We start from the raw sequence: 12,756 nt of genomic DNA, 5'->3' as shown, positions 1-12,756 counted from the left end.
AAATAGTTAAACGGGGCGGATCGTTATTTTCACTTTTTTAATTCGGTTGCGATCCAGTTCAAGGACGGCCAACTGAAAATCACCCACTTCAATTACTTCATTTTCTGCGGGAATCTTTCCTGCAACTTCCAGGATGAGCCCGGCCAGTGAATCACTTTCCCCCTTAACGGTATCGAAGGTGGAAGTAGGCAGGTCCATAATTTTACAAACATCATAAATCATGGTTCTGCCATCGAAGAGGTAATTGTTCTCATCGAGTTTACGGTTGATACTTTCTTCATCATCAAATTCATCTCTGATATCACCGATTACTTCTTCCATGATATCTTCCAGGGTCACGATGCCGCTGGTTCCTCCAAATTCATCAACTACTACGGCAAAATGTGTTTTGCGATTGCGGAAATCCTGGAGCAGGTCTTCAATCAGTTTCTGTTCATGAACGAAATAGGGTTGTCTGAGCAGGGAATGCCAGTTGAAAGAATCACTTTCTTTGAGATAAGGAAGCAGGTCTTTGGAATGAAGAATTCCTACAACTTCATCCAGGTTGTTACGGTAAACGGGAATTCTGGAATAATGAAGGGCCTCAACCTGTTTCAATACATCCGTAAATGTCGTGTTGAAATTAACACCGCTCACATCCAGACGAGTTCTCATAATCTGCTTTACCGTAATGTTGCCAAATTTGGCAATACCCCTCATGATATTTTTTTCCTCCTCCGAAGCAAGGGAATCATCTTCCAGTTCTTCGAAATGGTTGGCTGCATCTTCAGAGCGCAATGATTTTTCAACACCCTCCGACATACCAACCAGCCACCGGCTTATCCGGTTAAAAAGCAGGTATACAATTTCCACCAGGAAGGAAGCATCCCGGGCGAAGCGAAGATTATTTTGAGAAGCGTACACTTTTGGAAGTACTTCTCCAAACAGGATCAGAAAAAAAGTAACTATGATAATTTTCAATAACAGTTCAAAGAACCAGAAACTGTTTTGAATTGGCATCAGCTCATTGATAAGGAAATTGGAAAGGATGATAATGGCTATGTTTACAAAAGTATTTCCAATCCGCATCGAACCGAGCAGGATCTTGGGTTCTTCGAGCAGGTTCACGATTCGCTTCCAGGCAGTTCCCTGCTTGGTCTTAAGCATATTGATATCCCGGCTGGTCAGGCTGAAAAAAGCAACCATAGATCCCGAAATGAAATAAGAAACGACCAATAGTGCCAGAATCATGATTACCATTACAGTCGTTCCCTGTACATTGGAAGCAAGGAACAGGAGGCTCAGCATGGTATTTGAGAAGGGATCAACTGAAACGTAGTCCAAAGCAGTGGGTTTTGTTTACAATAGAAGCAAAATTGCACTATTTTCTCCAATCAAAAAGGAAGATCCGGATTGGATTCAGGAGGTGCATCTTCGCCTGTAATCCCATCTAATCCTTCTCCGTGCAGTCCGTTAAAGGATTGTCCATGTACATCGTTTCTTTTATCGAGCATGATGAGGTTATCACCCACTACCTCTGTTGCGAATTTTTTATTGCCTTCTTTGTCTTCCCAGCTGCGGGTCCTCAAACGGCCTTCAATATAAACCAGGCTGCCCTTGTGCAGGTATTTTTGTGCGAGTTCAGCGAGGCCACGCCATAAAACAACCGTATGCCATTCTGTTTGAGAAATCAGTTTGCCGGTGCGATCTTTGTAGGTTTCAGTGGTAGCGAGAGAGAATTTTGCTACGGCGATATTTCCTTCCAGGAACTGTACATCCGGATCCTTGCCCAGGTTTCCGATCAGCATCACTCTGTTTACACCTCTCATATGCTTTCATTTGTGTTTAAAATCGTCTATCCCTGTTTGTACTCTCTAAAATTAATTTTTTTTCGCAGGAATTCCTTGTTTTTGAGACATTAATGCAGTTTTAACGTCATCGCTTCACCGGTCGGGTGGCACCCAACCGGTAAGCATCCGCCTTTGGCGAAAAGGCAGTAATCAGAGCCTGGGTGAAAATGCGGTGATGAAACGGGGGAAAGCCAGTTTGGACAGGGCATCTGGAGAAAGTAATTGATATCCGGTTTCTGTTGAGAGCGGTATGGTAAGTTCAGCGGTGATGAAGCGTCCGATAATGGTTTGATGAGACAATTGTTGCCGCACTTCCTCTCCTACTCTCAGCTGTTTGAGTTTGGCAGTTCCCAGGTATTTTTTCAAAAGATTCCGGTAAATAGAAGGATCCGTCGCAAGCGGTTCAGCTTGTTCTATAAGCACCCATTCATGCAGGTCCTGCCAGATATCGCCTCCCCCTCTTTGCCTTACATAATACTGGTTGTTCCATTTTAGCAGGAAGTAATAAAAATAGCGCGTTCTTTTTTTGATTGATTTTTCCTTCACTGGCAGATCACCCACTACACCCAACCGATATGCTTCACAATCAGTTTGCTGCACACAGGCTGAACAAAGTGGTGCCTGGGGTTTACATACGACGGCACCGAAGTCCATTATCGCCTGGTTATAGGCTCCAGGTTGATCGGTTGGCAACAGCGCCTGGGCAAGTTGTGCATAGAGTTTTTTACCAGTCAAACTGTCGATTGGTGTATTGATTCCGAAATACCTCGAAAGCACTCTGAAAACATTTCCATCCAGTACGGCACGGGGCTCACCAAATGCAAAGGAAGCGATGGCTGCAGCCGTGTATGGACCTACCCCCTTCAACTTTAATAATCCTTCATAATCAGGCGGAAAATGGCCTTTATTTTCAAAAGCTACCCAACGGGCAGTAGCCAAAAGGTTTCGACAACGACTGTAATAGCCGAGTCCCTCCCAGTATTTAAACACTTCAGCATCCTGAGCCATTGCCAGGTCCTGGACCTTTGGAAATCTGCTTATGAATTTTTCATAATATGCAAGTCCCTGTTCTACACGTGTTTGCTGAAGAATTATTTCGCTCAACCATATTTTATAGGGGTCGGTTTCACCCTTCCAGGGCATCTGGCGGGAGTTGCTGAACTGGTTCCAGCTGAGCAGGTTTTTGGTAAACTCGGGCAGGTTCATCAGAATGTTGGAAAAATATTTCAATTTAATTCAAAATCAATAAATTGCATAAGAGTTGCACGGATTAGAAGTTTATTTTATATTAACAAAACAAAACCGCATTGTTGTGGAATCCGGGTTAACTGGCCAGCATTCCGCCACTTGACAAAAGATTCAAAACAGGTGAATTATGAGAAAGGCCGACCTCATCAATCAAATTGCAGAAAAAACCGGCATCCCAAAAGTGGATGTGCTGGTAACCCTGGAAGCAATGTTCAAAGAGGTGAAGGATGTGTTGTCGCAGGGAGAGAACATTTACATCCGGGGTTTTGGCAGCTTTATTACGAAAAAGCGAGCAGCCAAAATCGGGCGTAACATCAAAAAGAATGTTGCGGTAGAGATTCCCGAACATTTTATTCCCGCCTTTAAACCTGCCAAGGAATTTGTGCAGGAAGTAAAAAAACTCAAAACAGTTAAGGAAGGGCAACCAAACCCCGACGAAGAAATGTAATTTTGCTGCCTTAAATGTAGGATTTGAAAAAGCAGCAATTTTTAGTAGTAGGAGGCGGTGTTCTTCTGCTACTGGTAGTTTTTTTCTTTGGCAAGACGACCCCGCCTGTAAAGGCAAAGGCAGGGGCAACTGTTTCTGCACCTTCTGAAACATTTGATATTCAGTCTGTTATCAAAGGAGCTACTGCAAAACTCAGTGAATCGCAGCAAACTTATGTAAATGGGTTAAGCGAAGCCGTGGTTCGGGGGGATGTAAAAGAGCAAAAAATCAAGAATTATCAGCAGCTGGCCAGGTTCTGGAGTGACTCTGCCAGGGCCTTTGTTCCATTCGCCTATTATACCTCGGAAGCGGCCAAGTTGGAAAATTCTGAAAAAAGTCTCACCTTTGCAGCCCGAATCTTGTTGGATAACCTCCGCGCAGTGGAGGATCCGGGATTAAAATCCTGGCTTGCCGGCGAGTCGAAAGAGTTATTTGAAAAAGCAATTGCGTTGAATCCTTCCAATGATTCACTGCAAGTGGGATTGGGAAGCACTTATATTTTCGGAGCTTCCGCAGAAAATCCCCAGGCGGTGATGCAGGGCATCCAGAAAATTCTGGAAGTAAGCAGGAAAGATTCCACCAATATGTATGCGCAGAAGATGTTGGGAATCGGAGGAATTGTATCGGGGCAATACGACAAAGCCGTTGAACGCCTGGAGAAAGTTGCCTTATCTGAACCTCATAATCTGGAAGTGTTGCTGATGCTGGCAGAAGGATACGAACGGAAAGGCGATAAAGCGAAAGCGATTGAATGGTATGAGCACGCTGCCGAACATATCGAGAATCCGGTATTAAAAGCGGAACTGGATAAGCGTATCAAACAACTGAAGTGATTTGAATTGTTAACATTGTAAATAGTACTGAAGATGCCTTGTGGTAAAAAAAGAAAGCGTCATAAGATTGCGACGCACAAGCGGAAAAAAAGATTGAGAAAGAATCGTCATAAGAAGAAGAAATAATTTTCCTTCTTTCAACGCCTTTATATAAAGCCGGAATGAATTATCTTATTCCGGCTTTATTCCCTTTCAGCTGTTCGTTTTACGTGGTTGTAGGTGATTATTGCAAAAAACTAAAAACCATCGTTCCTATCAAACACAGCTGAGTTCCTTTTGGTGAGATTGGACTGATGTTAAAAGATTACTCGCTTGAACAAGGAATTAATTATTAACTCAGCGCCTCAGGGTGTTGAGATAGCTCTCCTGGAAGACAAAAAGCTGGTCGAACTGCATAATGAAAAAGCAGATGCCAGTTTTGCTGTCGGGGATTTATATTTAGGGAAGGTACGCAAACTGATACCTGGCTTGAACGCTGCATTTGTGGATGTAGGGTTCGAAAAGGATGCTTTTTTGCATTATACCGATCTGAGTCCCTATGCCAAGTCGCTCCTCAAATTCACACAGCAATCCATTGTTGATAATTCCGGCAGCTTTGACTTCGGTAAGTTTGAGGTCGAAGCTGAAATCGTAAAAACCGGTAAGATCAATGAGGTATTGGGTGGCAAGCCTAATATCCTGGTGCAGATTCTGAAAGAACCAATTGCAGCCAAAGGGCCGCGACTGAGCTGTGAAATATCGCTACCCGGGCGATTCGTGGTTATTACCCCCTTTAATGATGTTGTGGCAGTTTCCCGTAAGATTCATTCTGCGGATGAACGAAAGCGCCTGCAAAAAATCATTGAAGCGATCAAGCCCAAGAATTTTGGGGTAATTGTAAGAACTGCGGCGGAAGGTAAAAACACAGCTGAGCTGCATGAGGATTTACTGGCACTGGTAGAAACCTGGAAAACGATTCAGCAGAACTTAAAAGGGGCAGCTGCGCCGGCCAAAATCCTCAGTGAGCAAACCAAGACCACCAGTATGTTGCGGGATTTGCTCAATGAAGATTTCAACCGCATCGTAGTGAACGACCGGAATCTCTACAACGATACCAAAACCTATATTCAGCGTATTGCTCCTGATAAAGCAGATATCGTTTCGTTTTATCACAATGGCTCTCCCATATTTGATCAGTATGGTGTAACCAAGCAGGTAAAAGCAGCATTTGGCAAGACTGTTAACCTGCCCAGTGGTGCTTACCTGATTATTGAACATACGGAAGCCCTGCATGTCATTGACGTGAACAGTGGTTACAAAAGTGTGAGCAATAACCAGGAGCAGAATGCCCTGGAAACGAATATGGAAGCTGCTGAGGAAATCGCCCGTCAGTTACGTTTGCGCGATCTGGGTGGTATTATCGTAGTAGACTTCATCGACATGAAGCTACCCGAGAATAAAAAGAAGCTGATGGACGCGATGGAGGCTATGATGAAACCCGACCGTGCCAAACATGCCGTCTTACCGATCTCCAAATTCGGTTTGATGCAAATCACGCGTCAGCGGATGAAACCGGAGCTGAACATCAATACAATGGAGGTTTGTCCCAGTTGTAATGGTACAGGTAAAATATCCTCTTCACTGGTTCTTGAAGATGAAATCGAAAAGAACCTGAATTATCTCATTACACATAAGCATTCCAACCTGACCCTTGTGGTGCATCCGATTATGTATGCTTATCTCACCAAGGGCTGGATCTTCAGCAAATTCTGGAAATGGAAGCGTCGTTTCAAACAAAACATCAAATTACAGGCAAATACCAACTATCACCTCACTGAGTTTCACTTTTACGATGACCATGAGGAAGAGATAAAGTTGTAAAAAGTAAAAAGCTACCTGATATCAGGTAGCTTTTTTGTTTGAAAGAACAGCTATAAAACTTACTTATCAAAAGTCACTTTTTATACATTCTAAAACTAGTTTGGTACCTACAAAATGCCTTTTGGTGTAATATTAAAAAAGAAACCAATCTAGCTTTATATATTCATAAGGTATAACATCTTATCCATATAAATATTTGGACATGATGGAAAATATTTCCCTTAATAAAATTATTTATCAAAACCTGTTCCTGAAAAAATCTATCGAAACAACAACCTTATTTCTAACAATGAATCTTTCCAAATTAACTATTTATGAAGTTTATAACCTATTTATTAATCACTTTACTTGCTTTTAGCTCGTGTAAAAAAAACCTTGATCAAGATTTTAATAATTATAATCCCGATTTAGACCCCAGCCTTTCAAACGCTGATAGGACTAAAATCGCATTGATAAAAGAGCTAAAAGAGGTTTTACAATCTGTGTATTTAAATCAAAATGCGCTAGATGAGGTAAATGCAGCAATTTATTCATCTTTTGAACCAGATGAGTCTATTTCAATTACAAGTCTGTTGTCTCCAAACAGAATTGGATTATATAATCATCCGGCATTTCTTGAAATGAAAATTGACCATGGTATATTTAAAGAAGAATTCAAAAAACAATTAAATAAAAAGTCATATCCATTAATTCAAAAATACTATTCTGGATACCTTTCTGATGAAGTAGGGTCATCAGCAAATAGTAATTCTTCAGATGTGATGGTTGCGCTGGATTCTTTACCACTTGAAGTATTTAATGTTAATAGCATTAAAATATATTTCCCATATTCAGAAAACTGGGGAAGTCTTTATAATCCTGGTACACCCGGATTAAATACAGTAACAGATCAAATGCAGCGCTTGGTGACTTTAGTCGCAGCCGACAGAGAAGCGGATTCTGGACCAGGAAATGAACCCTATTATTATCAAGCTGGAAGAGACGCTCCACGACAACTTCGGTGGCGAACAGTTACAGTTAATGATAACTATGCTGAGTTAACAAAGGCTACGCATATTATTAATATTATGGATGTAAGAAGTGATCCACCTCCACCACCTAATCCTCCAATAACAGGAGTTACAATATATAAAGTTTATTTAGGTTGGGTAAAATGTACCAAACAATACGATAAATTGATTTCCATTAGGAATGGTGGTGGGTCGGAGTGTTAAGATTTGGACGTGGTTTTGCCACAGCAGATGCGAATGGAAATGTAAATCCAGGGTTCCCGTTCATAGCAGTGAATATGAAAAGAAAAGAAATTAGAAAGGGAACCTGGAAGCAGGTGTTAACTTTATGGGACACTAATTGGACTTCTGAAAAGGTCGAACAGGCTCTTGGAATTTATGAAGAAGATAATAATGATCCAAGCACATTAACCTCAACAGTAAGTTATTCATATAATGGAGTCACAACAAGCGTAAATGTTTCCAGTACTGTTAGAACGAATGACCCAATAATCAGAAATTTCATTATAAATAGAAATTTCTATTTTGGAACAGGAACAACGAATCAGGGCTGGGGCTTCCAATCACAATGGCCGATTTTTGACGGCAACACAAATGTGATGTATACTCTACCTTACGAAGTGATTAATCTCTAACTGATACGATAGGATTTGATCAGACAATTATTATAGGGAAATAAACAAGAGGCGGTAGTAAAACTACCGCCTCTTGTCGTTTAAATAAAACTATAAAATGGGCTGCTTTCTGGATACAGTTTATTGAAAATTTTAATTAAACAATTAGTACCCTTCGTTCTGAACGAGGTTCGGATTCACATCAATTTCACGTTGAGGAATAGGTAGAATTAACAATGGTGAATTCCATGCAATTCCATCAGCAGTTCCACGTGTACGTTTAATATCAGCCATACGTTCTCCTTCAAATGCGAGTTCAAGATATCGTTCGTTCAAGATATCATTCAAAGTTATTGTGGTAAGGTCAGCGATGTTAACCCTGTTACGAATAATATTGATATCGTCAACTGGTGTATTTCCAACTGAAGTACCCAATCTGAAGTTAGCTTCTGCTCTTGTCAGATACATTTCGGCTAAACGTATATATGCAACGTTGCCAAATCTGGAAAGATGCTTACGTGTATAAGTGAAAGAACCAACCTGCTGGAAGAAATCACCCCTGAAATCACCGTCTTCATATTTATCAATATGAGCTTGCAGAATTTTACAATCAGAACGACCAGCAGTTCCAGGGATTGAGCCAATACCAGTCCCAAAGTAGGTATTCAAGCTATTTGTTCCGTCCTGAACAGTTACTTTCATACCGAAAACATTTTCAGTTGTGAAATCAGTTCCATTTGGATTAATTACCCATAACTCCGCAAAAGAGGGTGTTAAGGAATAAATACCGCTTTCAATTACGCGATTTGCTGCATCTCGTGCAGTTGCATAATCGCCCTGCATTAATGCTATCCTTGAAAGTACTGCAGCAGCAGCAGCTTTTGTTGCATAAAAAGAATTCCTTGCAGGAAGAAGACTTTCAGCTCTAGTCAAATCATCAATTGCTCTTTGATATACTTGTGCAACGCTATTTCTGGAAACATAACTCTCAGGCGTAACTGAAGTTGTCGGAGCAAGTATAATTGGAACACCAGGGTTTGCATTGTTATCTCCATCACCCCATGCTTTACCAAACAATTTAACCAATTCAAAATATAAAACACCCCTGATAAATAAAGCTTCTCCTTCAAAACGATCCTTTGTAGCCTGGGAAGAGGTTACTTTATCCAGTGCAGAGAGCACATAGTTTGAACGAAGAATGGTGTTATAAGCTGCAGCCCAGGTATCACGAGCAAACGTATTAGGAGCTGACATTTCAAGGAAAGCAATGTCCGACAAACCTGCAAAAGTACCGGTAAATCGAATATTATCGGTATTACCCAGTAATTCGTTGATTACCTGAATATCACCTCCAAGAACTGTAGCCCTTTGGAGACCATCATAGGCACCAATCAAGGTTACACGCACATCGCTTTCAGTCAGGAGCGCCCTTTCAGCTGAAATACTTGCGGTTGGCTCAATATTGAGCCCCTTTTCGCAAGAAGCAAATATTGCGGTTAATGCTATAGCTATTATCGAAATTCTCATAATTTAAATATTAAAATAAACAATCAAACACTTCAATTACAGACCGATGTTCAGACCAAATAAAACAGTTTTTGGCTGTGGTGGTGTGTAGAAGTCATTTCCTTTAGCAATATTGGAATCAAATGAATCAGCATTAACTTCCGGATCCCAATATGGATAATTAGTAAATGTTAACAGGTTCTGACCACTAACATACAATCGCACTCTGTCCAGTTTAATTTTTGATGTTATAGCTTTTGGCAGGTTGTATCCTAAGGTTATATTACGTAAGCGCATGAAGGAACCATCAACGATGTAACGGCTACTAACCTGTGCACCATTGTTGAAGAACAATCTTGCTTGTGGAACATTGGTAACCTGGCCTGGTGTGGTCCAGGCAGCAAGTTGATCCCTTGTCTGGTTGTCTTCGAAGCGGAAGTTAGCAGAGGAATACCGACCCATACCATAAATATTGATCTGGTTTCCAAAAACGCCATTAAAGAAAACTGAAAGATCAAATCCTTTATAGGAGAAGTTATTGGTAATTCCGAAAATCCAATCCGGATTCGGATCGCCTGTAACTATACGTTGCGCCTGATTGTAACCACTGGCATTAACGGTTGTCTTGTCTAACTGTCCGTTATTGTTTGTATTTCTATAGAAAAGTGCATCACCATTCTGCGGATCTACACCAGCATATTCAACTGTGTAAAAAACACCAATTGGTTGGCCTTCCATAACGCGGTTCATACTGCTGATACCACCTTCAATAATCTGACCATCAATATCAGTAACACGGCCACGATTATATGCAAGGTTAATATTGGTTGACCATCTGAATTTACCAACCAGGTTTTCTGTATTCAATACAAACTCAACGCCCTTATTTTCAAGACTACCAACATTTCGAACTTGTGTGTTAAATCCTGTTGTTGCTGGTACGTTTACATTCAGCAACAAATCGGAGGTCTTTTTAATATAGTAATCAATTTCACCGGTGATTCTGTTATTGAAAAATCCATAATTAATACCTACATCAAACTGTGCGGTAGTTTCCCATTTCAGATCCGGGTTAGGAATTTGGGAAGGACGCTGACCACCACTTCCTGCATATCCGGCATCCCCGGTAAACAGGCCAAGTTGAGGGAAGTTTCCGATTTCAGCATTACCCACAACACCATAGCTGGCTTTTAACTTCAGGAAAGATAAAAAGTCGCTTTTATTGAAAAACTTCTCATCCGAAATGATCCAGCCAACTGAAGCAGCTGGGAAATATCCGTAGCGTGAATTTCTACCGAAACGGGATGAAGCATCTCTACGCAGACTGAGCGATAAGAGATATTTGTCGTCAAACTTATAGTTTACACGTCCAAAATAAGAAAGGAAAGCAAACTCTGTCTCAGATGAACTTCCATCTGATTTAGTTGCAGCACTGATAATTTTCTGGTAGGAATCAGATGGGAATTGCAAACCTTCTGTAAAACTATATTTAGATAACGACTTCTGGTACTGCATTCCAAGCGTTCCTTCAATGGAATGTTTCCCGAAATTTTTCAGATAAGTAAAATAATTGTTTGAGTTGTAATTAAATACAAACGCTGTAGAATAAGAGCCTAAGCCATTTCCAGCTCTTGTTTGGTTACGCACTGTTTGTGACTGGAAATAACTTTCTTCTTCTTGCGATAACAGGTCCAATCCAAATTCTGTTTTAAAGGTTAATCCCGGCAGAATAGTTGCAGCAGCATATGCATTACTAAAATTACGATAACTCTGCTGTGTGAATCTGCCATATTTAACTGTAAGGAATGGATTGTAATAAAGAGGAGTGTTTACTTCACCTGGAGGAGTTCCAGTCATCAAACCGGTTTCCGGATCAGTAAATGGTGTGATGTTGGGCAATGCTGATGCCTGTAAAGGGTTTGAAAAGGCGTTGTCATCCGGCAGACGTCTTGTTGTAGTTCTTGCCAAACTACTGGTAAATCCGACATTCAACCAATTATTAGCCTTATGGTCAAGTGTAATTCTACCAGACAATCTCTTCAGATCATTACCTACTATTGTTCCAATTTGATCCAGATATTGTAATGAACTGTAGAAACGTGTTTTATCATTACCTCCAGACAATTGGATATCAGCCTGGTTATAATTGCCACGCTGGAACGCCTTATCCTGCCAATCATAGTTCGCAGTGGATGTTGGCGACCACTCTCCAAAGCTAAAAAAGTCGAGGAAATCAAGAACATAACTTGTAGTACTGGTAGGGTCAGATGGGTCGAGTCCGTCGAAGTTATCTGTATATCCAGCTGCTTTCAATAGTTGTTCAGAATATTCTTTTGCATTCATGAAATCCACTCTTCGAGTGGCTTCTGAAAATCCTGTTTGAAAATTTGCAGAAATATTAGTTTTACCAGTCTTGCCTTTTTTAGTAGTGATCAAAACCACCCCATTAGCAGCTCGTGAACCATAAATAGCACCCGCTGCAGCATCTTTAAGTACATCGATTGACTCAATATCATTAGGGTTAAGATCAATTAGGGGGTTCATATTACCACCATATGAACTCTGATCATCGGTTGTAATGGGCACGCCATCCAATACATATAGTGGTTGACTACTCGCACTAATTGAGGAGTTGCCCCTAACCCTGACTGTAACGGCCTGACCAAGCTTTCCGGATTGGGCATTTACGAATACCCCCGCGGCTTTACCTTGTAAAGCTTGGTCAACGGTTGGTAAGGGAAGGTTCTCAATGTCCTTTGATTTAACCCGTGCAATGTTACCGGTTAGTTCACGCTGAACCTGTGAACCATACCCGACAACAACCACTTCACTTAGGGCATCATTTCCCGTTACCATGCTAACATCCACTCTTTCAGTTACAGGCACTTCAGTAGACTGGAATCCAATGGATGTAATTACTAAAGTTTTTGCATTGGCGGGAACAGAGAGTCTGAATGTTCCATCAACTTCTGTAGAAGTCGAAATTGTAGTTCCCTTAACTGTAACGGTAGCTCCAACCATGGGAGAACCATTTGAACGATCCGTAATTTTTCCGGTGATTTGCCGGTCCTGGGCCTGCACCGTAAGTGCAGCGAACAGAAGCACAAGGCTCCAGAGCCATCCGGCCATTTTTTTTCTTGCAGCCATATTCACGTGTGTTAGTTTTGCCAAAAAAGGTGGCGGTTAAAAATTCAACCCGACAAATTTGAGGGTTTTTTGTTAAAAAAATATCAAATTATTAATAGCTAGACAGTTTAGTTTCCAATTCTGCTGTTTTTATGGTAAAAAAAGTTTAGAAAAATATGTTATATTAATTTAAATTACATATTTATCTTCAATAACAATATTCAATAATTAACATGATTTTTT

The 12,756-nt window shown here is 40.9% G+C and carries 10 protein-coding genes; 5 read left to right on the top strand and 5 right to left on the bottom strand.

What is annotated here, in order from left to right; translation table 11 throughout:
• Window positions 1-6: 6 nt before the first annotated feature.
• The 3 genes from gldE to mutY all read right to left on the bottom strand — a co-directional run bounded on the left by gldE (window position 7) and on the right by mutY (window position 3,035).
• Complete coding sequence (gldE, locus tag L0U88_RS14760) at window positions 7-1,323, bottom strand: gliding motility-associated protein GldE (RefSeq protein WP_234866844.1); 1,317 nt, start codon at window positions 1,321-1,323, stop codon at window positions 7-9.
• 50 nt (window positions 1,324-1,373) lie between these two features.
• On the bottom strand, window positions 1,374-1,808 hold the full coding sequence (locus L0U88_RS14755; protein WP_234866843.1) for a single-stranded DNA-binding protein: 435 nt from the start codon (window positions 1,806-1,808) through the stop codon (window positions 1,374-1,376).
• A 171-nt stretch (window positions 1,809-1,979) separates the two neighbouring features.
• Entirely contained in the window at window positions 1,980-3,035 is a 1,056-nt protein-coding gene (mutY, locus tag L0U88_RS14750) for an A/G-specific adenine glycosylase (protein ID WP_234866842.1), read from the bottom strand.
• Between the two features lie 169 nt (window positions 3,036-3,204).
• Here mutY and L0U88_RS14745 point away from each other — a divergent pair, with 169 nt between their 5' ends.
• From L0U88_RS14745 to L0U88_RS14720, 5 genes are all read left to right on the top strand, one after another.
• The gene (locus L0U88_RS14745) at window positions 3,205-3,525 is read left to right on the top strand and encodes an HU family DNA-binding protein (protein ID WP_039136824.1); all 321 of its coding nucleotides are present in this window, start codon (window positions 3,205-3,207) and stop codon (window positions 3,523-3,525) included.
• Window positions 3,526-3,548: 23 nt separating this feature from the next.
• Entirely contained in the window at window positions 3,549-4,397 is an 849-nt protein-coding gene (locus tag L0U88_RS14740) for a tetratricopeptide repeat protein (protein WP_234866841.1), read from the top strand.
• Between the two features lie 312 nt (window positions 4,398-4,709).
• Complete coding sequence (locus L0U88_RS14730) at window positions 4,710-6,257, top strand: Rne/Rng family ribonuclease (RefSeq protein WP_234866840.1); 1,548 nt, start codon at window positions 4,710-4,712, stop codon at window positions 6,255-6,257.
• A 314-nt stretch (window positions 6,258-6,571) separates the two neighbouring features.
• On the top strand, window positions 6,572-7,471 hold the full coding sequence (locus L0U88_RS14725; RefSeq protein ID WP_234866839.1) for a hypothetical protein: 900 nt from the start codon (window positions 6,572-6,574) through the stop codon (window positions 7,469-7,471).
• Between the two features lie 74 nt (window positions 7,472-7,545).
• The gene (locus L0U88_RS14720) at window positions 7,546-7,902 is read left to right on the top strand and encodes a hypothetical protein (RefSeq protein ID WP_234866838.1); all 357 of its coding nucleotides are present in this window, start codon (window positions 7,546-7,548) and stop codon (window positions 7,900-7,902) included.
• 144 nt (window positions 7,903-8,046) lie between these two features.
• Here L0U88_RS14720 and L0U88_RS14715 read toward each other — a convergent pair whose 3' ends face one another.
• Together L0U88_RS14715 and L0U88_RS14710 are read right to left on the bottom strand one after the other, a co-directional pair.
• Window positions 8,047-9,408, bottom strand: a complete 1,362-nt coding sequence (locus tag L0U88_RS14715) for a RagB/SusD family nutrient uptake outer membrane protein (RefSeq protein WP_234866837.1) — start codon at window positions 9,406-9,408, stop codon at window positions 8,047-8,049.
• 36 nt (window positions 9,409-9,444) lie between these two features.
• Entirely contained in the window at window positions 9,445-12,534 is a 3,090-nt protein-coding gene (locus L0U88_RS14710; protein WP_234866836.1) for a SusC/RagA family TonB-linked outer membrane protein, read from the bottom strand.
• Between the last annotated feature and the right edge of the window lie 222 nt (window positions 12,535-12,756).

Origin of the sequence: Flavihumibacter fluminis (genome assembly GCF_021491375.1) — a bacterium.
GTDB lineage: Bacteria > Bacteroidota > Bacteroidia > Chitinophagales > Chitinophagaceae > Flavihumibacter > Flavihumibacter fluminis.
Note: the sequence above shows the minus strand (reverse complement) of the source record. Positions and strands in the feature narration are given on the sequence as shown.

Bases quoted from the DNA above. Each gene is read 5' to 3' on its own strand.
- L0U88_RS14755 (WP_234866843.1), bottom strand. From the start codon at position 1,808: ATGAGAGGTGTAAACAGAGTGATGCTGATCGGAAACCTGGGCAAGGAT.
- mutY (WP_234866842.1), bottom strand. From the start codon at position 3,035: ATGAACCTGCCCGAGTTTACCAAAAACCTGCTCAGCTGGAACCAGTTC.
- L0U88_RS14745 (WP_039136824.1), top strand. From the start codon at position 3,205: ATGAGAAAGGCCGACCTCATCAATCAAATTGCAGAAAAAACCGGCATC.
- L0U88_RS14725 (WP_234866839.1), top strand. From the start codon at position 6,572: ATGAAGTTTATAACCTATTTATTAATCACTTTACTTGCTTTTAGCTCG.
- L0U88_RS14720 (WP_234866838.1), top strand. From the start codon at position 7,546: ATGAAAAGAAAAGAAATTAGAAAGGGAACCTGGAAGCAGGTGTTAACT.
- L0U88_RS14715 (WP_234866837.1), bottom strand. From the start codon at position 9,408: ATGAGAATTTCGATAATAGCTATAGCATTAACCGCAATATTTGCTTCT.
- L0U88_RS14710 (WP_234866836.1), bottom strand. From the start codon at position 12,534: ATGGCTGCAAGAAAAAAAATGGCCGGATGGCTCTGGAGCCTTGTGCTT.